Annotated in this window: 21 protein-coding genes; 13 read left to right on the plus strand and 8 right to left on the minus strand. The window is 71.5% G+C overall.

The window, feature by feature from the left end:
* The first annotated feature begins 78 nt into the window (after window positions 1–78).
* Complete coding sequence (locus ABWO84_RS09155) at window positions 79–852, plus strand: thioesterase family protein (RefSeq protein WP_353114218.1); 774 nt, start codon at window positions 79–81, stop codon at window positions 850–852.
* Window positions 853–903: 51 nt separating this feature from the next.
* On the opposite strand, the gene ABWO84_RS09160 is transcribed toward ABWO84_RS09155, so the two are convergent.
* Both ABWO84_RS09160 and ABWO84_RS09165 read right to left on the minus strand, forming a co-directional pair.
* Window positions 904–2,877, minus strand: a complete 1,974-nt coding sequence (locus ABWO84_RS09160; protein ID WP_353114219.1) for a heavy metal translocating P-type ATPase — start codon at window positions 2,875–2,877, stop codon at window positions 904–906.
* 52 nt (window positions 2,878–2,929) lie between these two features.
* A complete protein-coding gene (locus ABWO84_RS09165; protein WP_353114221.1) occupies window positions 2,930–3,166 on the minus strand; it encodes a TFIIB-type zinc ribbon-containing protein in 237 nt (78 codons plus the stop codon).
* A 123-nt stretch (window positions 3,167–3,289) separates the two neighbouring features.
* Between ABWO84_RS09165 and ABWO84_RS09170 the strand changes: the two genes are divergently transcribed.
* The 6 genes from ABWO84_RS09170 to ABWO84_RS09195 all read left to right on the plus strand — a co-directional run bounded on the left by ABWO84_RS09170 (window position 3,290) and on the right by ABWO84_RS09195 (window position 9,914).
* On the plus strand, window positions 3,290–3,631 hold the full coding sequence (locus ABWO84_RS09170; protein WP_353114222.1) for an ArsR/SmtB family transcription factor: 342 nt from the start codon (window positions 3,290–3,292) through the stop codon (window positions 3,629–3,631).
* Window positions 3,632–3,760: 129 nt separating this feature from the next.
* A complete protein-coding gene (locus tag ABWO84_RS09175) occupies window positions 3,761–5,368 on the plus strand; it encodes a carboxyl transferase domain-containing protein (protein ID WP_353114223.1) in 1,608 nt (535 codons plus the stop codon).
* A 2-nt stretch (window positions 5,369–5,370) separates the two neighbouring features.
* The gene (locus ABWO84_RS09180; protein ID WP_353114224.1) at window positions 5,371–7,437 is read left to right on the plus strand and encodes an ATP-binding protein; all 2,067 of its coding nucleotides are present in this window, start codon (window positions 5,371–5,373) and stop codon (window positions 7,435–7,437) included.
* Window positions 7,438–7,456: 19 nt separating this feature from the next.
* On the plus strand, window positions 7,457–8,605 hold the full coding sequence (locus ABWO84_RS09185; protein WP_353114225.1) for an acyl-CoA dehydrogenase family protein: 1,149 nt from the start codon (window positions 7,457–7,459) through the stop codon (window positions 8,603–8,605).
* A 2-nt stretch (window positions 8,606–8,607) separates the two neighbouring features.
* A complete protein-coding gene (locus ABWO84_RS09190; protein WP_353114261.1) occupies window positions 8,608–9,096 on the plus strand; it encodes a MaoC family dehydratase in 489 nt (162 codons plus the stop codon).
* A complete protein-coding gene (locus ABWO84_RS09195) occupies window positions 9,093–9,914 on the plus strand; it encodes an HpcH/HpaI aldolase/citrate lyase family protein (protein ID WP_353114226.1) in 822 nt (273 codons plus the stop codon). The genes ABWO84_RS09190 and ABWO84_RS09195 overlap by 4 nt, the downstream gene beginning before the upstream one ends.
* Before the next feature lie 61 nt (window positions 9,915–9,975).
* Here ABWO84_RS09195 and ABWO84_RS09200 read toward each other — a convergent pair whose 3' ends face one another.
* The 5 genes from ABWO84_RS09200 to ABWO84_RS09220 form a co-directional block, all read right to left on the minus strand.
* Window positions 9,976–11,163 (minus strand): bifunctional 2-methylcitrate synthase/citrate synthase, encoded by a 1,188-nt coding sequence (locus tag ABWO84_RS09200; protein ID WP_353114227.1) that lies wholly within the window; start codon window positions 11,161–11,163, stop codon window positions 9,976–9,978.
* Between the two features lie 43 nt (window positions 11,164–11,206).
* Window positions 11,207–12,106 (minus strand): methylisocitrate lyase, encoded by a 900-nt coding sequence (prpB, locus tag ABWO84_RS09205; RefSeq protein WP_353114228.1) that lies wholly within the window; start codon window positions 12,104–12,106, stop codon window positions 11,207–11,209.
* Between the two features lie 71 nt (window positions 12,107–12,177).
* Window positions 12,178–13,704: an MmgE/PrpD family protein gene (locus ABWO84_RS09210; protein WP_353114229.1), complete on the minus strand. Its 1,527-nt coding sequence runs from the start codon at window positions 13,702–13,704 to the stop codon at window positions 12,178–12,180.
* 24 nt (window positions 13,705–13,728) lie between these two features.
* Complete coding sequence (locus ABWO84_RS09215; protein WP_353114230.1) at window positions 13,729–14,382, minus strand: GntR family transcriptional regulator; 654 nt, start codon at window positions 14,380–14,382, stop codon at window positions 13,729–13,731.
* A gap of 75 nt (window positions 14,383–14,457) precedes the next feature.
* The gene (locus ABWO84_RS09220) at window positions 14,458–15,432 is read right to left on the minus strand and encodes an EamA family transporter (protein ID WP_353114231.1); all 975 of its coding nucleotides are present in this window, start codon (window positions 15,430–15,432) and stop codon (window positions 14,458–14,460) included.
* 48 nt (window positions 15,433–15,480) lie between these two features.
* Here ABWO84_RS09220 and ABWO84_RS09225 point away from each other — a divergent pair, with 48 nt between their 5' ends.
* The 6 genes from ABWO84_RS09225 to ABWO84_RS09250 all read left to right on the plus strand — a co-directional run bounded on the left by ABWO84_RS09225 (window position 15,481) and on the right by ABWO84_RS09250 (window position 21,161).
* A complete protein-coding gene (locus ABWO84_RS09225; protein WP_353114232.1) occupies window positions 15,481–16,044 on the plus strand; it encodes a CGNR zinc finger domain-containing protein in 564 nt (187 codons plus the stop codon).
* A 167-nt stretch (window positions 16,045–16,211) separates the two neighbouring features.
* Window positions 16,212–16,787, plus strand: coding sequence for a glucose-6-phosphate isomerase family protein (locus ABWO84_RS09230; RefSeq protein WP_353114233.1), 576 nt, complete (start codon window positions 16,212–16,214; stop codon window positions 16,785–16,787).
* Between the two features lie 9 nt (window positions 16,788–16,796).
* Complete coding sequence (gene xylB / locus ABWO84_RS09235) at window positions 16,797–18,287, plus strand: xylulokinase (RefSeq protein WP_353114234.1); 1,491 nt, start codon at window positions 16,797–16,799, stop codon at window positions 18,285–18,287.
* Window positions 18,287–19,237 carry an NAD(P)-dependent oxidoreductase gene (locus ABWO84_RS09240; RefSeq protein ID WP_353114235.1) on the plus strand — a complete coding sequence of 317 codons (951 nt, stop codon included), beginning with the start codon at window positions 18,287–18,289 and terminating at the stop codon, window positions 19,235–19,237. Before xylB ends, ABWO84_RS09240 begins: the two co-directional genes overlap by 1 nt.
* 17 nt (window positions 19,238–19,254) lie before the next feature.
* Window positions 19,255–20,187 (plus strand): shikimate dehydrogenase, encoded by a 933-nt coding sequence (locus tag ABWO84_RS09245; protein WP_353114236.1) that lies wholly within the window; start codon window positions 19,255–19,257, stop codon window positions 20,185–20,187.
* Window positions 20,187–21,161 carry a phosphotriesterase family protein gene (locus tag ABWO84_RS09250; RefSeq protein ID WP_353114237.1) on the plus strand — a complete coding sequence of 325 codons (975 nt, stop codon included), beginning with the start codon at window positions 20,187–20,189 and terminating at the stop codon, window positions 21,159–21,161. The genes ABWO84_RS09245 and ABWO84_RS09250 overlap by 1 nt, the downstream gene beginning before the upstream one ends.
* A 76-nt stretch (window positions 21,162–21,237) precedes the next feature.
* Here the strand turns inward: ABWO84_RS09250 and ABWO84_RS09255 are convergent, their stop codons facing one another.
* Window positions 21,238–22,236, minus strand: a complete 999-nt coding sequence (locus tag ABWO84_RS09255; RefSeq protein ID WP_353114238.1) for an ABC transporter substrate-binding protein — start codon at window positions 22,234–22,236, stop codon at window positions 21,238–21,240.
* Window positions 22,237–22,246: the final 10 nt, after the last annotated feature.

Raw genomic sequence — 22,246 nt, forward strand, 5'->3', positions numbered from 1 at the left:
GCCGGCGCGGCGGCGACCGGGGATCACCGGACGTTTGATCCGCGGCGCCGGACGGCCGGGACTGCGTAGGCTTCCGGCATGGCCGCCTACTTCGAACGACTCGACGAGAACACCTACCGCGCCACCGATGCTACTCAGGGCGCGTGGAACATCGAGGAGCAGCACATCGCTCCGGTGCTCGGCCTGCTGACGCACACGCTCGAGCGTGATCATGCGCCCCGGCATGAGCATCCGCTGCCGCTGGCCCGGGTGTCCTTCGACATCCTCGGCGTGATCCCGATCGGCGAGGTCGAGGTCGAGGCGCGGGTCATCCGCCCCGGCCGAACGATCGAGCTGGTCGAGGCCACCGTGAGCCACGGCGGCCGCGCCGCCGCCACCGCGCGCGGCTGGTTCATGAAGACCCACGACACCGCCGGGATCGCGGGGAGCGACTTCGCCCCGATGCCGCCGCGCACGGGTATGCCCGCCTGGGCCGCCGACGCCTGGCCGGGCGAGTTCGTCCGCACGCCGGAGATCCTCCGGGCGGAGGAGGCCCCCGGCCGTGCGCGGTCGTGGCTCCGCCCCCGTGTCCCGCTGGTCGAAGGCGAGAGCGCGAGTCCGACCGCACGCCTGATGGGACTGGTCGACATCGCGAACGGGCTCACGCCGAGGGTGTCCCCGAGCGAGGTGGCGTTCCCCAACCTCGACCTCACTGCGCACCTCCTGCGGGCCCCCGAGGGCGAGTGGCTGGGCTTCGACACCACGATGAGCGTGGGGCCGACCGGGCTCGGCATCACCCACACCGTGCTGCACGACGACAACGGCCCGCTCGGCACCTCGGTGCAGTCACTCACCGTGCGCCCTCTCGCCTAGGCTCGGCCCGACTCCGCTCCGCGCACGCGTCCGGCGATCCCGCCTCCGCGGCTACGGCTCATGGACGACTCCGGCGTGCTCGTTCCCGGCCTCGTAGCGGAGCAGCCGGAGCGCGTTGGCGATGATCAGGACGGTCGAGCCCTCGTGGATGAAGATGACGGGCCCCATCTCGGCCAGCCCGAGGACGCTCAGCGGAACGAGCACCGCGACCACCGCGAAGGAGATCACGAGGTTCTGACGGACCACTCGGTTGACGGCGCGGCTCAGACGGATCAGATACGGGATCCGGCCGATGTCATCAGACATCACCGCGACGTCGGCGGTCTCCAGGGCGACGGCGGAACCCGCGGCCCCCATCGCGATCCCCACCGAGGCCCTGGTCATCGCCGGGGCGTCGTTCACCCCGTCGCCGAGCATCGCGGTCGTCCGCCCGCCCGTCCCGAGGCGCTCGATCTCCACGACCTTGCCCTCGGGCAGCAGGCCTCCGATCGCACGGTCGACGCCGATGCTCCCCGCGACGGCGTCCGCGACCCGTTGGTTGTCGCCCGAGAGCATCACCAGATCGCCGATGCCTTGAGCGCGGAGCATCGTCAGCACCTCGCGAGCCTCCGCCCGCGGCGCGTCGAGCAGGCCCAGCACCGCCTGCGGGCGCGCGTCGATCGCGACCACGAGCACGGTCATGCCGCGTGCGTAGAGATCGGCGACCGCGGCGTCGAGCTCCTCAGAGGCGGCGATGCCCTCGTCCGCCAGGAAACGCGCACTCCCGACCAGCACCGTGCGTCCGTCGACCATCCCCCGGACGCCGCGGCCCGTCACCGAGCGCACGTCGCTCGCCGCAGGGACGGCGCCGATCCTGCCCTCCAGCCCGCGCACGACGGCGCCGGCGAGAGGATGATCGCTCGCGGTCTCGACGGCAAACGCGGCCTCTTCCACCATCGCTCGGGACGCCCCGGCGAGCAGGACGGTCTCGGCGAGGACCGGCTTGCCTTGCGTGAGCGTCCCGGTCTTGTCGAACGCGATCGCCTGCACCCGCCCGATGAGCTCGAGGGGCGCGCCGCCCTTCACCAGAAGACCGGCCCGGGCGGCGCGGGACACTCCGGCGAGGATGGCCGCCGGAGTGGCGATCGCGAGCGCACAGGGGCTTCCCGCCACCAGCACGACCATCGCCCGGCTGAAGGCATCGGGGAACGCCTCGCCGAGGAACAGCCCGGCCAGGAAGGTCACCGTCACGATCGCGACGATGACGAGCACGTATCGCCGCTGGAATCGGTCGAGCAGCAGTTGTGTGGACGATCGACGCCCTTCCGACGACTGCACGAGGCGGACGACCCGCGCGAGCGTCGAGTCTCCCGTGTTCGCCGTCGCGACGATCTCCAGGAGGCCGGGACCGTTGATGGTCCCTGCGAACACGTGCGAGGCGGGAGGGACGGACCTCCCCGGGCGCGCCTCCTCGCCCTCGGCGATCGGCTGCTTCTCCACGGGGATGCTCTCGCCCGTGATCGGGGACTGATCGACGGCGGACCGCCCCGCCACCACCGTCCCGTCCACCGGGAACCTCGCATCCGGCCGCACGACCACCAGGTCGCCGACGACCACCTCCTCCGCCGGCACCACCCGCTCGCGGCCGTCGCGCCGCACGGTGGCCAGCGTCGGTGCGAGGTCGGCGAGCGACTCGATCGATCTCTTCGCCCTCCTCATCGCGTGCTCCTCGAGCGCGTGCCCGATGCTGAACAGCGCCAGCAGCACGGCCCCCTCCGCCCATCGCCCGATCGCCGCGGCGCCGAGTGCGGCGATCAGCATGAGGAAGTCGACCTCGAACCGCCCCCTCCTGACAGACCCGACGGCGCTCCTCACCGCGAAGAACCCTCCGAAGAAGTAGGTGCACGCGAACAACGCCGTCGCGAGCACCGCGTCGACGCGGACCAGCTCCGCGAACAAGCCCAGCAGGTAGCAGGCGCATGCGCTGATCGCGAAGATCAGCTCCACGTTCACATGCCCTCGATGCGTGTGCGCTCCATCACTCATCCGTCCCCCTCTTCTCGTGCCTTCTGGATCGGAGCCGGCTCCGACGAAACGGTCAGCGATGCCCGCGGCCGTCTCCGTGATGGCCTCCGCGACCGCCACCCAGCATGTTCCGCCAGTCGAAGCTCCCCCGTGCGCTGCTCTCCGCCGGCATGCCGCGCGCGGCGCTCGCCTCCGCACGGGCGATCATCGTGTCGAGCACGCCGGGATCGAGCCAGGAACCGCGGCACATCGGACAGTAGGAGATGTCCACCCCCAGCCGATCGATCCTCACGAGCGTGGTCGCGTCCATCGGGCATTGCATCATTCCGTTCCTCTCGCTCCGTGTCCGGTTCTTTCACGATAATCGACACATCATGATATTTGAATATCATGATGTTAATTGATCGTGAGTATTGTTCTCATGGAGGCATCCATGAAGACGACCAGCGCCGATGCGGCCGGGGAGACCGCGGCCGACATCGACACCCCGCTCGGCAGCGGCGAGGCCGAGGTGCTCGCGCAGCTCCTGCAGGCGATCAGCGCTCCCGCTCGTCTGCGCATCGTGGACCTCCTGGAGCGGGGCAGCCGCACCGTTGCCGCCATCAGCGACGAGCTCCGGATGTCGCAGCCCACCGTGTCGAACCACCTGCGCCTGCTCCGGCACATGGCGGTCGTCGCCGGCCATCGCGAGGGACGGAACGTGCGCTACTCCCTCATCGACGACCACATCGCCACGGTCATCCGCCAGCTGCGCGTCCACGCCTCGCACCGCTGACGCCCTCACCCCGGGCGGCGACCGCGATGCCACCCGCCGGCCCGCCGAGACGCGGGCGTTGTCATCGACCCCGATCCGGGGTACCCTGAGTGAATTCAGTGAATGATCACTAACTCAAATGGAGATGCGATGACGCAGCTCGCGAGCGCCGCAGCGACCGTCGACGACGGCTATCAGCAGACCTTCCGCGCCCAGGCTGACCTCGCCGACGATCTGCGCGAGCGCCTGGCGACCGCGGCCCTCGGCGGGCCCGAGAGGTCCCGCGAGCGGCACGTGGCCCGGGGGAAGCTGCTCCCCCGGGACCGGGTGAACCGACTGCTCGACGAGGGCAGCCCCTTCCTCGAGGTGGCCCCGCTGGCGGCGTCCGGGCTCTACGACGACCAGGCTCCGGCCGCCGGGGTGATCGCCGGCATCGGCCTGGTGCACGGCCGGCACGTGATGGTGGTCTGCAACGACGCCACCGTCAAGGGCGGCACGTACTTCCCGATGACGGTCAAGAAACATCTCCGCGCGCAGGAGATCGCCCTCGAGAACCGCCTCCCCTGCATCTACCTGGTCGACTCCGGCGGGGCGTTCCTGCCCATGCAGGACGAGGTCTTCCCCGACCGCGAGCACTTCGGCCGCATCTTCCACAACCAGGCGCGGATGTCCGCCGAGGGCATCCCGCAGATCGCCGCCGTGCTCGGATCCTGCACGGCCGGCGGCGCCTACGTGCCCGCGATGAGCGACGAGACCGTGATCGTGCGCAACCAGGGCACCATCTTCCTCGGCGGGCCGCCGCTGGTGAAGGCCGCGATCGGCGAGGTCGTCACCGCGGAGGAGCTCGGCGGCGGAGAGCTGCACGCCCGCCGATCGGGCGTCGCCGACCATCTCGCCGAGGACGACGAGCACGCCCTCGAGCTCGTGCGCGACATCGTCGCCACCCTCCCCGCTCCCGCCGAGGCCGCGTGGGAGGTGCACGACACGATGGAGCCCGCAGTCGACGCCGCCGAGCTCTACGGCGTGGTGCCCGTCGACGTGAACCAGCCCTACGACGCGCGCGAGGTGATCGCCCGCCTGGTCGACGGGAGCGAGCTGCACGAGTTCAAGAAGGAGTACGGCGACACCCTCGTCACCGGGTTCGCCCGCATCCACGGGCATCCGGTCGGCATCCTCGCCAACAACGGCGTGCTGTTCAGCGAGTCCGCGCAGAAGGGCGCGCACTTCATCGAGCTGTGCGATCAGCGCGGCATCCCGCTGCTCTTCCTGCAGAACATCTCCGGCTTCATGGTCGGCCGCGACGCCGAGGCCGGCGGCATCGCCCGCGACGGCGCGAAGATGGTCACCGCCGTCGCCACGACGCGGGTGCCGAAGCTCACCGTCGTGATCGGCGGATCGTTCGGCGCCGGCAACTACGCGATGTGCGGCCGCGCCTACTCCCCCCGGTTCCTGTGGACCTGGCCCGGCAGCCGCATCTCGGTGATGGGCGGGCCGCAGGCCGCGTCGGTGCTCTCCACGGTGAAGCGCGACCAGCTCGAGGCCGCCGGCGAGAGCTGGAGCGCCGAGGAGGAGGCCGCCTTCCAGGCGCCGATCCGCGCCCGCTACGACGAGCAGGGCAGCCCCTACTACGCCACCGCCCGCCTCTGGGACGACGGCGTGATCGACCCCCTGCAGACCCGCGACGTGCTCGGGCTCGCACTCGACGTCGTCGCCCGCACGCCCCTGCCCGAGCCGCGCTTCGGCGTCTTCCGGATGTGATCATGACCGACTCCACCGACACCCCCGTCCCCGCGACGACCGCGCTGCCCTTCACCACGGTGCTCGTGGCGAACCGGGGCGAGATCGCGCGCCGTGTGATCCGCACGCTGCGCCGGCTCGGCATCCGCTCGGTCGCCGTCTACAGCGACGCCGACGTCACGGCACCGCACGTCCGCGAGGCGGACGAGGCCGTGCGGATCGGGCCCGCCGCGGCCGCCGAGTCGTACCTCTCGATCGACGCCGTGATCGAGGCCGCGAAGTCGACCGGTGCGCAGGCGATCCACCCCGGATACGGCTTCCTCTCCGAGAACGCCGCCTTCGGGCACGCCTGCGCCGAGGCCGGGATCGTGTTCATCGGCCCGGACGAGCGCGCCCTCGACGTGATGGGCGACAAGATCCGCGCCAAGGATCATGTGACCGCGCACGGCGTTCCGACGGTCCCGGGCTTCAGCGCGGCGGGCATGTCGGACGCCGAGATCGCGGCCGCCGCGGAGAAGACCGGCTTCCCGCTGCTCATCAAGCCGTCCGCGGGCGGCGGCGGCAAGGGCATGCAGGTCGTCCGCTCGCGGGACGAGCTCGACGAGGCGCTGGCCACGGCGCGGCGAGTCGCCCGGACCGCGTTCGGCGACGACACCCTGCTGCTGGAACGGCTCATCGAGCGTCCGCGCCACATCGAGGTGCAGGTGCTCGGCGACGCGCACGGCGGAACCATCCACCTCGGCGAGCGCGAGTGCACCCTGCAGCGGCGGCACCAGAAGGTGATCGAGGAGGCCCCGTCCCCGGTGGTCGACGAGGCGACCCGCGCGCGGCTCGGGGCGGCGGCGTGCGCGGCGGCGGCGAGCGTCGGCTACCGCGGCGCCGGCACGGTCGAGTTCCTCGTCGCGGGCGACCGGCCCGACGAGTTCTTCTTCATCGAGATGAACACCCGCCTGCAGGTCGAGCACCCCGTCACCGAGATGGTCACGGGGATCGACCTCGTCGAGCAGCAGCTGCGGATCGCCGCCGGCGAACCCCTCGGGATGGCACAGGACGATCTGCGGCTCGACGGGCACGCGGTCGAGGCGCGCGTCTACGCCGAGTCCCCCGCGCGGGGCTTCCTCCCCGCGATCGGGGACGTGCTGGCGTGGCGGCCGTCCGCCGGGGCCCGCTCCGACGCCGCGGTGGAGAGCGGCAGCGTCGTGACCGCGGACTACGACCCGATGATCGCGAAGGTCATCGCCCACGGGGAGTCCCGCGCCGAGGCGCTGGACCGGCTCGACGCCGCCCTCGCCGACACGGTGCTGCTGGGGGTGGAGAGCAACATCGGCTTCCTGCGCGGGCTGATCGCCGAGCCCGCGGTGCAGTCGGGCGATCTCGACACCGGCCTGATCGATCGGCTGCCGCCCTTCCGGGATCCCGCTCCTTCCCCCGTCGCACTGCGCGCGGCGGCGTCTATTCGTCGCAAAGTGCCGGTATCCGGGCCGGATAACGGCACTTTGCGACGAATAGACGCAGGGGATGCGAGCGCACGGGAGCGCGGGCATGCCTCGGCGCTCTGGCGCGCGGAGTCGGGCTGGCGGCTCGGCGGGGAGCCGCAGCCCCGCACCGCCTGGTTCACGACCGGTGACGGGGATCTCGTGAGCGTGGACGTCGCCGACGACGAGCCCCTCGCGTCGGCCGGCGCCCGGGCGGAGAGCTCGCTCCCGCTCGGCCGCGCCCTGCCCGGAGGCGTCGCCCTCGCCGAGGCCCCGGACGGGACGATCTGGGTGCACGCCGACGGCACGGCATCCGCACTCCGGCCGCTCACCCGCCGCGAAGCCGCCGCGAAGCGCCTCGCCGACCGGGAGCGCGAAGCGGGGGCCGCCTCCCCCGAGCTCCGCTCACCCATGCCCGGAGCCGTCGTCGCGGTGCACGCCGCGAACGGCGACACGGTGACCGCCGGGCAGCGCATCGTGACCATCGAGGCCATGAAGATGGAGCACCCCGTGGTGGCCGCGCACGACGGCACCATCCGCATCGAGGTCGCCGCCGGCGACCAGGTGCGCCGCGACCAGCTGCTCGCCGTCGTGACGGCAGCCGAGACCCCGTGATCCATTCGAGGAGAACAGCATGACCCTGGAACTGTCCGAAGAGGAGCGCGAACTGCGCTCGATGGTGCGCGAGTTCGCCGACGAGGTCGTCGCGCCCCAGGCATACGAGGCCGACCGCACCCACACCCTGAACATGGACGTCGTCGCGCAGATGGGCGACCTCGGCCTGTTCGGGCTGCCCTTCCCCGAAGAGGTCGGCGGACAGGGCGGCGACTACTTCGCCCTGGGCATCGCCCTGGAGGAGCTGGGACGCGTCGACCAGTCGATCGCGATCACCCTCGAGGCCGGCGTGAGCCTGGGCGCGATGCCGGTCTTCCTGTTCGGCGACGACCGGCAGAAGGCCGAGCTGCTCCCCGATCTGCTCGCCGGGAGGGCGCTGGCCGGTTTCGGGCTCACCGAACCGGATGCCGGGTCCGACGCGGGGGCGACCCGCACCACGGCGCGTCTCGAGGACGGCGAGTGGGTGGTCAACGGCGCCAAGCAGTTCATCACCAACTCGGGGACCCCGATCACCCGGTTCGTCACGGTCACCGCGGTGACCGGCGAGAAGGACGGCCGCAAGGAGATCTCCACGATCATCGTCCCGCACGGCACCCCCGGCTTCACCGTCGAGCCCGCGTACGACAAGGTCGGCTGGCATGCCTCCGACACCCACCCGCTGACCTTCGTCGATGCGCGGGTGCCCGAGGAGAACCTGCTCGGCGAGCGGGGCCGTGGTTTCGCCGGCTTCCTGCACATCCTCGACGAGGGGCGCATCGCGATCGCGGCCCTCTCGACGGGCGCGGCGCAGGGCTGCGTGGACGCATCGATCGACTACGCGCAGAAGCGCACCGTGTTCGGGGCGCCGCTCGCCACCCGGCAGAACGCCCAGTTCACGATCGCCCGGATGCAGGCGCGGGTGCACAACGCCCGGCTCGCCTGGCAGCACGCGGCCCGGCTGCGCGGCGCGGGCGAGCCCTTCAAGGTCGAGGCCGCGATCGCGAAGATGACCGCGAGCGATGCGGCGATGGACAACGCCCGCGACGCGACGCAGATCTTCGGCGGCAACGGCTTCATGAACGAGTACCCCGTGGCGCGCCACTACCGCGATTCGAAGATCCTCGAGATCGGCGAAGGCACCACCGAGGTGCAGCTCCTCGTGATCGCCCGCAGCCTGGGACTGGTGTGACGATGCCCGGAGAGGAGCCCGTCGTCACCCAGCGCGGCCTCTACTACGACGAGCTGCAGGAGGGGGTGCGCTACGTGCACACCCCGGGCCGCACGGTCTCGGATGCGGACAACACGCTGTTCAGCGCCCTCACGATGAACCAGCAGGCCCTGCACGTGGACGCCGCCTTCGCCGCCGCGACCGAGTTCGGGCGGCCGCTGATCAACTCGATGTGGACGCTCTCGACCATGGTCGGCCTCTCGGTCGGGCACCTCACGCAGGGCACGCTGATCGCACAGCTCGGACTCGGGGAGATCGAGTTCCCGCATCCGCTCTTCGCCGGCGACACCCTGTCCGTCGAGACCGTCGTCGTCTCGAAGCGCGCCTCGAAGTCGCGACCGGGTCAGGGCATCGTGGTGATGTCGCACACCGGGCGCAACCAGGAGGGCGTGATCGTCGCACGGGCCACGCGCACGGCGCTGATGCGGATGAGCCCGGGGAGCGCGTCGTGACCGCGTTCGGGCTCGGCCCGGCGCTGCTGTTCTGCCCGGCCGACCGTCCCGAGCGGTATGCGAAGGCCGCCGAGCGCTCCGACGCCGTGATCATCGACCTCGAGGACGCCGTCGCGCCCGACGCCAAGGAGGCCGCCCGCGCGGCGCTCGGCGACGCGGCGAACACCGCGGCACTCGACCCGGACCGCGTGATCGTCCGGGTGAACCCGATCGGCACCGCCGACCACGCCCGCGATCTGGACGCCGTCGCGGGCACCCCGTTCCGCACCCTGATGGTCGCGAAGTCGGAGAGCACCCCGGCGATCGCCGCCCTGCCCTCCGGCTACGAGATCATCGCACTCTGCGAGACGGCCCGGGGCGTGGCGGAGGCGGAGCAGCTCGCGCGTCTCGATCGCGTCGTCGCGCTGATGTGGGGCGCCGAAGACCTCGTGGCGAGCCTCGGCGGCTCCTCGAGCAGGTTCCCCGACGGCCGCTACCGCGATGTCGCCCGCGCGGCGCGCAGCCGGGTGCTGCTCGCCTGCGGCGCGTACGGAGCCGCGGCGATCGACGCCGTGCACCTCGACATCGCCGACGTCGACGGGCTGCGGGCCGAGGCGTCCGACGCCGTGGCCTCCGGATTCGCGGCGACCGCCTGCATCCATCCCTCGCAGGTCGAGGTCGTGCGCGCCGCCTACCGCCCCTCGGACGAGGAGGTCGCCTGGGCGTCGCGCGTGATCGACGCGGCCCGCGGAGAGCGCGGCGTCTTCGCCCTCGACGGGCGGATGGTCGACGAGCCCGTGCTGCGGCACGCCCGCGCGGTGCTCGCCCGCGCCCGCTGAGAAGGAGACGAGGACCGGCGGGGCCCGGGTGCGCGAAGCACCCGGGCCCCGCCGTCTCGGGTCAGGCCTGCTCCTCCGCGCGGTCGGCGGTCGAGAGCTCGTCCGCGCCGGCCACGTAGCCGGCGACGTGTCGCTCCGGCACGCCGTCGTAGGCCGACAGCGGTCGGATGAGGGAGTTCGCGCCGAGCTGCTCCATCACGTGCGCGGTCCAGCCGGTCACACGCGAGGCGATGAACAACGGCGTGAAAGTGACGGTATCGAAACCGATCAGGTTATAGGCCGGGCCCGACGGGTAGTCGAGGTTCGGGTAGATCCCCTTACGCGCGACGAACCCATCCTCCAGGGCGGAGTACAGCTCCGCGACCTCGGGGCGGTCGTAGTGGGCGACGAGGGTGTCGAGGGCCGCCTTCATCGTGGGCACCCGCGAGTCCCCCCGCTTATACACGCGATGCCCGAAACCCATGATCTTCCGCTTGTTCGCCAGAGCGTCATCCAGCCACCCCTCCACACGGTCGGCCGACCCGATCTCGTCGAAGATATGCAGCACGGCCTCGTTAGCACCACCATGCAACGGACCCTTCAACGCACCGATCGCCCCCACCACCGCCGAATAGAGATCACTCAGCGTCGAAGTGATCACCCGCGCCGTGAACGTCGACGCATTGAACGAATGCTCCGCATACAGGATCATCGACCGATTGAACGCATCCACCACCACCGGATCCGCCAACTCCCCGAACGTCATCCACAAGAAATTCGCCGCATAACCGAGATCATCCCGCGGAGCCACCAACTCCTGCCCCCGCCGCCGCCGCTGCCCATACGCCACGATCGCAGGAAGAACGGCGAACAACCGGATACTGCGCGCGAGGTTCTCCTCCGGCGACCCCGCCGCATCGAGCACCGAACCCGAACCGGACAGATCGGAGGCACCGATCACACTCACCGCCGTGCGCACCTCATCCATCGGATGCGCGTCCAGGGGCAACAGATCGATCACCGCGCGCACCTCCGAAGCCAGGACCCGATGCGCACGCTCCATCGCACGCAACCCCGCAAGCTGCGCCGCGTCAGGCAACTCACCATGCCAGAGCAGATACGCCACCGCCTCGAACGACTGCGTCGCCGCGAGCTCCTGCACCGGATACCCCCGATACAACAGACTGTTCGTCTCCGGACTCACCTTCGAGATCGCCGTGCTATCGACGACCACCCCCGCAAGACCCTTCCTGATGCCAGAATCGGTCATATCGTGCTCCTTCGCATGTGACGGGCTCCGGGCCGCGGCGGGATCAGCGCCCGACGGTGAAGTTGAAGACGCCCTGATCGAAATGGTTGTACTGCTCGTAGTCGAGCAGGTCGTACAGGTCGGCGCGGTGCTGCATCTCCCCGAGGCGGGAGGTGAGGCCGCCCTCGTCGAGGAGGGTGTCGAGCGCCCGGTCGGCGGCGCCCATCGCCATGCGCAGCAACGAGACCGGCCAGATGACCATGTTCACCCCGACGTCGCGCAGCTGATCGGTCGTGAACAGGTCGCTCTTGCCGAACTCCGTCATGTTCGCGAGGATCGGCACGTCGAGCGCCGCGCGCATCGCCGCGAACTCCTCCAGCGTGCGCATGGCCTCCGGGAAGATCGCGTCGGCCCCGGCATCCACCAGCGCCTTGGCGCGGTCGACCGCCGCGTCCAGCCCCTCGACCGCGCGGATGTCGGTGCGCGCCATGATGAGGAAGTTCGGGTCGCGGCGTGCGTCGACCGCCGCGCGGATCCGCTTGGCGGCGGTGTCCTCGTCGACGACGCTCTTCCCATCGAGATGGCCGCAGCGCTTCGGGTTGATCTGGTCCTCGATATGGGTGCCGGCAAGGCCCGCGTCCTCGAGCGTCTGGATCGTGCGGGCGACGTTCATCGGCTCGCCGAATCCGGTGTCCGCGTCGATGATCGCCGGGAGGTCGGTCATCCGGGCGATCTGCCCGCCGCGGCCGGCGACCTCGGAGAGCGTCGTCAGGCCGATGTCGGGCAGGCCGAGGTCGGCCGAGAGCACGGCGCCGGAGATGTAGACGCCGTCGAAGCCCTTGCGCTCGATGAGCCGTGCGGAGAGCGGGTTGAAGGCGCCGGGGAAGCGCAGCAGCTCGCCCGAGGCCAGCCGCTCGCGGAACAGACGGCGCTTCTCGTGCGCGGGAGTGGTGGAGTACAGCATCAGATCCTCCTCGGGTCTGGCCCCGGTCGTCGAGCGGGCGGCGAAGGAGCTCGCTCGACGACCGGGATGTGTCAGAAGAGTCCGGCCGGGGCCGGGGCGGCCTCGAGCAGACCCGGCTTCGCGATGATGGAGAGCTCGGCCACCTCGGCGGCGGTCAGCTCGGGCAGGCGCTGCACCAGGTCGAGGAACCGCTCGACCTCGGCGGGCTCGAGCACCGGCTCGGCCAGCATCCGGAACTTCGCGACGTAGTTCTCGCGAGCGAACGGACGCGCGCCGAGCGGGTGGGCATCCGCGACGGCGATCTCGTCGACGACCTTCGAGCCGTCGGTGAGCGTGATCTCCACGCGGCCGCCGAACGCCTTCTCGGCGATGTCGTTCGAGTGGTAGCGGCGTGTCCACTCCGGGTCCTCGAGGGTGGTGACCTTGTGCCACAGCGCCACGGTGTCGGGGCGGGCGGCGCGCTCGGGGGCGTAGGAGTCGACGTGGTGCCACGCGCCGTCCTGCAGGGCGACCGCGAAGATGTAGGGGATCGAGTGGTCGAGCGTCTCACGGCTGGCGGCCGGGTCGTACTTCTGCGGGTCGTTCGCCCCCGAGCCGATCACGTAGTGCGTGTGGTGCGAGGTGTGCAGCACGATGCCCGCGATGTTCGCCGGATCGGCGAGCTCGGGACGCTCGTTGTGCAGCTTGCGGGCGAGGTCGATCCAGGCCTGCGCCTGATACTCGGCCGAGTGCTCCTTCGTGTAGGAGTCGAGGATCGCCCGCTTGGCCTCGCCGGGCGCGGGCAGCGGCACGTCGTAGGAGGCGTCCTTGCCGTCGAGCATCCAGGCGATCACGCCGTCCTCGCCCTCGTAGATCGGCGAAGGGGAGGTCTGCCCGCGCATGGCGCGGTCGACGGCCTCGACCGCCATCTTCCCGGCGAAGGCGGGTGCGTGGGCCTTCCAGGTGGAGATCTCGCCCTTGCGGCTCTGGCGCGTGGCGGTGGTGGTGTGCAGCGCCTGGCCGATCGCCTGATAGATGGTCTCGACGGGAAGACCGAGCAGGGTGCCGATGCCGGCCGCCGCGGACGGGCCGAGGTGGGCGACGTGGTCGATCTTGTGCTTGTGCAGGGAGATCGCCTTCACCAGGTCGACCTGGATCTCGTACCCGGTCGCGATGCCGCGCACGAGCGCGCGGCCGTCCTTGCCCGCGTGCTGGGCGACCGCGAGGATCGGCGGGATGTTGTCCCCAGGGTGGGAGTACTCGGCGGCGAGGAAGGTGTCGTGGTAGTCCAGTTCGCGCACGGCGACGCCGTTGGCCCAGGCGGCCCACTCGGGGCTGGTGCGGTGGTCGAGTTCGGCGCCGAAGACCGTCGCCCCTGCGCCGCCGGTCGACACCGGGTGGCTGAAGGCCTGGGCGCGGGCGGCGTTGATCGGCCCACGGGTGAGCGAGGCGGCCGCGACCGAGGCGTTGTCGATGATCCGGTTGATGATCATGTCGACCACCTCGGGCTCGACCTCGACCTGGTCGGCGGCGACCTGGGCGATCTTCCAGGCCAGCTGCTCCTCGCGGGGCAGGTCCTCTTCGGAGCGGTACACGCGGACGTGATGGGTGACGGTCATGGCGTTTCCTTCGATCTCGGCGGCTCAGGGGGCGGCGACGCGGACCGCGCCGTCGCCGAGCGAGGCGAGGATGCTGGTCAGCGCATTGTGCAGATGGACGTGGGTGGCGTGCGCCGCGAGGTCGCCGTCGCGGGCGGCGAGGGCCTCGGCGATCGTGAGGTGCTCGGCGGCGGAGGCGGTCAGGCGCTCGGGCTTGTCCCGTGCCATCCGCCGCACGCGCACGAGGTGGGTGCGGACGGTGCGCAGAGCGGAGGACAGGTAGTCGTTGGCGACCGCCGCGTCGAGGGCGGCGTCGAGACGAGCGATGAGGGCGTAGTAGGCGTCGCGCCCCGCGTCGCCGGACAGGTCCACTGCGGCGAACTCGGCGGCCAGCGCGGCGAACAGCGCGGCGTCGCCGCGGACGGCCGCCAGCCGGGCTGTTGTCTCCTCCAGCGCGCGGCGGATCTCGAACAGCGCGCGGATGTCGTCCACGTCGAGGTCGGCGACCACCGTGACCCGGGGCGACTGCTGCACGACCAGCCCGTCGGCGACGAGGCGGCGCAGCGCCTCGCGCAACGGGGTGCGGCTCACGCCGAGACGGTCGGCCTGCTCCACCTCGCCGAGCACGGCCCCGGCGGCGAGCGCACCGGACTGGATCTCCTCCAGCAGCGCCGTGTAGGCGCGATCACTCGCACGCATGCCTTTAGTGTATACATAAAAGCCTCACTGCGCCCCATCGTGGGGAGATCATGCTCTTTTCGTATACACCGACGCTCACACCGCGGAGTCCGAGAGCGGCTCGGGCAGGGGCTCGACGAACTCCGGCGCCGCGGGCTCGCCCAGCTTCACGACGATCACCCCGATCAGCACGAGCACGCCGCCGAGCGCCTGCAGGAGGTCCGGGAGCTGCCCGAGCAGCATCCACCCGAACAGCATCGCCGCCACCACCTCGGCGAGCGCCACGAACGACGCGAGCCTCGAGCCCAGCATCCGAGTCGACGCGATCCCGAGCACATAGGCGAGCGCCGTGGCGAGCACGCCGATCGCGAGCACCGGCACGAACCACGGCACCGCGCCGAACCGATACGCCACGTCGCCGAACGCCCACCGCATCGGCAGCACGCCCACGGCGCCTGCGACGGTGAGGCCGATCGCGCCGAGCAGCAGGCCCAGACCGGCGAGCGCGATCGGCGGCAGCCCCGTGTCGCCGCGCCCGGACAGCAGGAAATAGGTGGCGGCGCCGACCATCGCGGCGAGCGCCCAGAGGATCCCCGCGACGTTCGCGTGCGCCCCGGTGACGATGTCGAGCATCAGGACGAGACCCGCGAAGGCCACGACCGCACCGAGGATGCTGCGTGCGCTCGGGCGCTCCCCGCGCCGCATCCAGAGCCACAGCACCACGGCGACCGGCGCGGTGTATTCGATGAGCAGGGCGATGCCCACGTCCATCACGGCGACCGCCTGGAAGTAGCAGAGCTGCGTCGCGGTGACCGCGAGGAGCCCGTAGGCGACGATCATGCCGGCGTGCCGGCGCACCGCCGCCCAGCGCCCGCGCAGGGCGATCAGGGTCGGGATCAGCAGCACGATCGCGGCGACCCAGACGCGGGCGGTGACCGCGGCCCCCGGAGTCCAGCCGGCGTCGATCAGGCCGCGCGCCCAGGCCCCCGACATCCCGAACGAGAATGCCGCGCCGATCGCCACGAGCAGCCCGGCGCCGATGCCGGGGCGCCGGGGGATGTCACTGGCCATACTGCTCATGATCGATGACAGTATCCTCGCGTCGTGTAAGGTGTCAACATGCTTTTCACCGATGACACGGAAGAAGCCCTGCGCGCCGCCGTGCTCCTCGCCAACAGCGCCGAGGATCCGGACACGCTGGTCTCGGCATCCGACGTCGAGGCCTTCCTCGCCGCACACCCCTACACCGGGCGGATCGATCGCGACGCGGCGGAGCGGGAGGCTCTCCGCGCGATGCGCCCCCGCCTGCGCGCGATGCTGCTCGCCCCCCGCGACGAGATGGCCGAGCGGGTGAACGATGCCCTCGCCGCCGTGACGCTGGCCCCGCGGCTCGCACGCCACGGCGATGTCGACTGGCACCTGCACGCCGTCGCCGACGACCGGCCCCTTGCGGAGCGGATCCTGGTGGAGACCGCGATGGCCCTCATCGATGTGATCCGCGCCGATGAGGGAAGCCGCATCACCGTGTGCGCCGACGCTGACTGCGGGGCGATCGCCCTCGACCTCTCCCGCAACCGCTCGAAGCGCTACTGCTCCACGACCTGCGCCAACCGCAACGCGGTCGCCGCGTACCGCGCCCGCCGCGCCGTCGTCGACACCCCGGACGATCCGCACTCGTCCTGACACTCCGCATCCCGAAATCCACCAAAACGGGTGCAGAACGTCCCCGCGGATGCAGAACGTCCCCGCAGACCACCCCTCCCACCCACTGGACTCCGACCTGTAACAACAGGTACGCTAACTTGTTATTACAGGTGCCGTTCGGAGGCGCCCGATCCAGGAGACCAGCGATGCCCTCGTTCCACACCCCGCCGCTCGCGCCCATGGCGATCGCCTTCGACGCCGAGAACCTGACCCTCTCCCCCGAGGGCCCCACGCTCACGCGCCGGATGTCCGACCTCGAGGGCCTGTTCCGCGACCGCGACGCCTGGGCCGCATCCGCCGCCGGCGACGATCCTGTCGTCTACACGGTCACCAGCTCCCCCGTGCCCGAGGTCGACCGCGAGCTGCCGCAGTCGATCACCACGATCCTCCCCGGCACCACGGGCGGCGAGCTCTGGATGACCAAGGGGCACCAGCATCCGAACCACCAGGGTGAGATCTACCTGGCGCTGAAGGGCACCGGCGGCCTGCTCATGTTCGACGGCGAGCGCACCGAATGGCTCGACATGCTGCCGGGCACCATCGGCTACATCCCGCCGGGCTGGGCGCACCGCTCGGTCAACACCGGGGACGACCCGTACGCCTTCCTCGCGGTCTACCCCGGCGGCGCCGGCCACGACTACGGCTGGGTGCTCGAGCACGGCATGGGCTCGCGCGCGTTCCGCACGGAGTCCGGCTTCGAGCTGCGTCCGTACGCGGAATAGGCTCCGGCTGTGATCATCGCGCACGATCTGGGCACCACCGGCGACAAGGCCTCGCTGCACCACGACGACGGTCGCCTCGTGGCATCCGTCACGGTCCCGTACCCGGCGCACTTCGCCGCGGGCGGCATCGCGGAGCAGAACCCCGCCGACTGGTGGGACGCCGTCGTCTCGGCCACCCGCACGCTGCTCGACCGCACGGCGACCGACGCCGCCGCAGTCGCCGGGCTGGTGGTGAGCGGCCAGATGATGGGCGCGGTACTGCTCGACGCCGACGGCGAGCCGGCCCGTCCCGCGATCATCTGGGCGGACACCCGGTCGGGCGCGCAGCAGCGCGAGCTCGAGGCGGTGCTCGGCGCCGAGCACGCCTATGAAGTGCTCGGCCACCGCCTCAACCCCACCTATTCCCTCGAGAAGATCATGTGGGTGCGCGACAATGAGCCGGACACCTGGGCACGCGTGCGCCGGGTGTGCGTGGCGAAGGATTTCATCGTGCTGCGCCTCACCGGGCGTCTCGCGACCGATCGCTCCGACGCCTCCGGCACGAACGCCTACGACCAGCGCACCGGGACCTGGTCGGAGGAGGTTCTCGCGGCGGCGCGGCTCGACCCGGCGCTTTTCCCCGAGATCCTCGACTCCACCGCGATCGCCGGGTCGCTGACGGATGCCGCGGCGCAGGCCCTCGGGCTGCACACCGGCGTACGCGTGGTGATGGGCGGCGGCGACGGCCCGCTCGCCGCCGTCGGCTCCGGGATCGTCGCGCCGGAGGACGGCGCCTACGTGTGCCTCGGCACCTCCTCGTGGATCTCCTTCGCCGCGGATGCGCCGCTGCTCGATCCCGCGATGCGCACCATGACCTTCGACAACGTCGTGCCCGGATCCTTCGTGCCCACCGCGACGATGCAGGCCGGCGGGGCCTCTGTGCAGTGGATCGCGGAGGCGCTCTCCCCCGACCCCGCCCGCCCCGAGACCTCGCGGCTCACCGCGGAGGCGGCGGGCGACCTCGACACCGAGGACCTCTACTTCCTGCCCTACCTCCTCGGCGAGCGGTCGCCGCTGTGGGATCCGCACGCCCGCGGCGCGTTCGTCGGCATCGGACGCCACCACACCCGCGCGCACCTCGTCCGCGCCGTACTGGAGGGCGTCGCGTTCAACCTGCTCACCTGCATCGAGGCCTTCCGCGAATCGGGGGCCGTGATCGACCGGATCGACGCCGTCGGCGGCGGCGCGCAGAGCGACGCCTGGCTCGGCATCCTCGCCGACGTCTGGGGCGTCCCGGTGCGGCGACGGACCATCGTCGAGGAGGCGAACAGCCTGGGGGCCGCGGTCACCGCCGCCGTGGGACTCGGCCTCGCCGACTTCTCCGCGGCCCGCGCGCTCAGCGAGGTCACCGCCGAGTTCACGCCCGATCCGGCCCGTCGCGCCGTGTACGCCGCACGTCACGCACGGTTCTCCGCGGCGTACTCCGCGCTCGCGCCCTGGTTCGCGGACGGGGGCCGCTGATGGGCGTCATCCTCGTCACGAGCCGCTCCTTCTCCGACGGCGACCTCGACCTGATGGCCCGCGCCCACACCGCGGGGCATCGCATCCTGCGGGGCCCGGCGCACCACGACCTCGGCGAGCTCCGACCGCTGCTGCACGGCTCCGACGCCTGGATCGCCGGCACCGGGCCCGTCACCGACGCGCACCTCGCCGCAGCCCCCAGGCTCAAGGTCGTCGCACGCTACGGCGTCGGCACCGAGGCCGTCGACGTGGCGGCGGCGCAGCTGCGCGGCATCCTCGTCACGAACACCCCCGGCGCCAACGCCGACGCGGTGGCGGACCACGCGGTGGGGCTCATGCTCGCCGCCCTGCGCTCGATCCCCGACGGCGATCGCCGGGTGCGCGACGGCGACTGGGCCGTGCGCCGCGGACGTGAGCTGGGTGCGGCGACCGTCGGCATCGTGGGCTTCGGCCGCATCGGGCAGGGGGTGGCGAAGCGGCTGGGGGGCTTCGGGCCCCGCGTCTTCGCCTCCGATCCGTTCCTCGCCGATGACGCCGTCCGCGCCGCCGGGGCGGAGCCGATGCCCCTCGACGAGCTGTTCCGTACGGCGGACCTGATCACCCTGCACGCTCCGGGCGGACAGCGGCTGGTCGACGAGGATCGCCTGCGGGGCATCCGGCCCGGCACCGTGCTGGTGAACACCGCCCGGCCCGACCTCGTCGACGAGTCCGCGCTGTCGCACGCCCTGCGGCACCGCGTGCTCTCCGCCTACGCCGCGGACACGCTCGACGGGGACACCGCAGGAGGCGGCAGCCCGCTGCTCGAGGACGACCTGGCGGACCGGGTGATCGTGACGCCGCACCTCGGCGCGCAGACCACGCAGGCCGTCGACAACATGGGGCGCATGTCGCTCGACGACGTCATCGCCGTGCTGTCCGGCGGTGCTCCCGCGCATCCCGTGACCCGCTGACCCGACCGGAGGACGCCATGACCGAGACACCCGCCGCCGACGACCACATGGGCTTCGTGGGGGTGACCACGGGGTCGTCGTCGATCATGACGGTGTTCCCGCTGTGGGCCGACATCCTCGGCCTGCCGACCCGCACCCTGGTCGGCCACGATCTGCCGATGGACGCCGCACCCGCGCAGTACCGCGCGATGGTCGAGCAGATCCGTGACGATCCGCATCACCGCGGCGCACTGGTCACCACGCACAAGATGAACGTCTTCGCCGCGGCGTCCGACCTGTTCGACGAGCTCGACCCGTTCGCCGTCTCCTGTTCGGAGATCTCCAGCATCTCGAAACGCGGAGGCCGGCTGATCGGCCGCGCGAAGGATCCGATCACGGTCGACCTCGCGCTGAACGACTTCCTGCCCGCGGGGCACTTCGCCGCCACCGGATCGGAGGTCGTGATCCTCGGCGCCGGCGGCTCCGGCACCGCACTGAGCTGGGCCCTGTCCGAGCGGGAGGACACGCCGCGAAGGATCGTCGTCACGGCGCTCGGCCAGGCGGAGCTCGACCACCTGCGCGAGGTGCACCGTCAGCACGGCACCCCCGAAGGGCTGATCGAGTACGTGCTCACCGCCACCCCGGAGGACGCCGACGCGGTCGTGGCCGCGGCTGCCCCGGGCTCGCTCGTGGCCAATGCCACCGGGCTCGGCAAGGACCGCCCTGGCTCGCCGCTCACCGACGCGGTGCGCTTCCCCGCCGGCGGGTACGCCTGGGAGTTCAACTACCGCGGGTCGCTGGAGTTCCTGCACCAGGCGGAGGCCCGCGCGGCGGCGGACGCGCTGCAGGTCGTCGACGGCTGGCGCTACTTCATCCACGGCTGGTCGCAGGTGATCGCCGACGTCTTCGAGCTCGACCTCACCCCCGAGGTCGTCGAGCGGCTGGCCGCCGCCGCGGAGTCGGTGCGCTGATGGACGCCCCGGCGGGCATCGTCCGCACGGTGCTCGGCGACGTCGATCCGACCTCGCTGGGCCGGGTGGACTACCACGAGCACCTGTTCCAGGTGTCGCCGCTGCTGCCCGGCGACGAGCTGGACGACGAGGACGCCTCGCGTGCGGAGACCGCGCTGCTCGCCGCGAGCGGGTTCGAGGCGATGGTGGACGCCACGCCGTCGGGCCTCGGTCGCGACGCGGCGGCGGTCGCGCGGATCAGCGCGGCGACGGGCGTGCACATCGTGGCGACCGCGGGCCGCCATCGCGAGGCCCACTACGCCTCAGATCATCCGACGCGCGCCGCCGGCGTCGCCGAGCTCGCGGCGCAGTTCGCCGCGGAGGTCGTCGCGGGGATGCCCCGGGACGACGCCTTCCCGGCGGGCGATCGCGCCCTGGCCCCCGACGGCTCCCCCGTGCGCGCCGGGCTCCTCAAGGGCGGAGCGGACTATTGGCGGATCAGCCCGTTCGAACGCACCACGCTGCTCGCCCTCGCCGAGGCCCATCGTGCGACGGGAGCCCCCATCATGGTGCACCTCGAGTTCTGCACCGCCGCCCACGAGGTGCTCGACCTGCTCGCGGAGGAGGGCGTGGCATCCGATCGCGTGGTGCTCGCGCACGCCGACCGCGATCCCGACCCCGGCCTGCACGTCTCACTGGCCGCACGCGGGGCGCACCTCGGGTACGACGGCTTCGCCCGTCCGCGCACCCGCTCCGACGCCGAGCTGCTGGCGCTCACCGCCGAGGTGGTGGAGCGCGGCGCCGGCGACCGGATCGTGCTCGGCGGCGACGTCGCCCGGCGCACCAGGTACATCGCCTACGGCGGGATGCCGGGGCTCGCCTACCTCGGCGACCGCTACGTGCCGCGGCTGCGCTCGCTGCTCGGCGACGCCGCGGTGGACCGGATGCTCATCGGCACGCCCGCGCGCCTGCTCGCGCTGACGCCGTCGGCCTGACGGCGCCCCGCCCCTCCGGGCGCAGACGAAGGGCCCCCGCCGCGAGGCGAGGGCCCTTCGTCGATCCGGGATCAGGTCACTTGTAGAGGACCGCGGCGATCTTCGGGTCGTCGATGTTGGTCTTGTCGTACCAGTACGAGCCGGTGTCGTAGAACTTGTCCAGCTTCTCGCCCTTCGCGGCGGCGACGGCCGACTGCACGGTGCGCTTGCCGATGCCGATCGGGTCCTGGGTGATCGCGCCGGCCATGGTGCCGTCCTTGATCGCGTTGATCTGCGCCTCACCGGAGTCGAAGCCGATGATGGTGATCTTGCCCTTCTCGACGTTCAGCTCCTTGACCGCGTTCACGACGCCGATCGCCGAGCCCTCGTTGGTGCCGTAGATGCCCTTGAGGTTCGGGTGCGCCGCGATCATCGCCTTCGCGATGTCGGCCGACTTCAGGTGGTCGCCGTCACCGTACTGGATGTCGACGATCTTGATGTCCGGGTAGTCCGCCTTGATCTTGTCGACGAAGCCGTCACGACGCTCGACGCCCGTCGAGTTGATCTGCGAGTGGCCGACGATCGCGACCTCGCCCTTCTTGCCGATCAGCTCCGCCATGTGCTCGGCGGCGAGCGCCCCGGCGACCTTGCTGTCGGTCGCCGCGAGGCTCAGGCCGGTGTCGCCGTTGCAGGGGGCGTCGAAGAAGACCACCGGGATCTTCTGCTCCTTCGCCTGCTGCAGCGGGGCGACGCACGCCTCCGGGTCGAGCGCCGCGTAGCCGATCGCGGCGGGCTTGTTGTTGATCGCGGTCTGCAGCATCTGCAGCTGGGCGTCCACCTCGGTCTCGGCGGCCGGGCCCTCGAACGTCACGTTGACGCCCAGCGTCTTCGCCTCGTCCTCGGCGCCCTTCTTCACGGCCTGCCAGAACTGGTGCTGGAAGCCCTTCGACACCAGGGCGATGTTCATCGTCCCCTTGTCGCCGCCGTCTCCGCCGTTGCCGCCGTCTCCGCCGGGGGTGTTGCTCGAGCATCCCGCGATGGCCAGGGCCGCCGCGGCGACGACGGCCGCGAATGCGGTCTTCTTGCCGAATTTCATGGAAACTCCG

The sequence above is a fragment of the Microbacterium sp. genome, assembly GCF_040394595.1.
GTDB lineage: Bacteria > Actinomycetota > Actinomycetes > Actinomycetales > Microbacteriaceae > Microbacterium.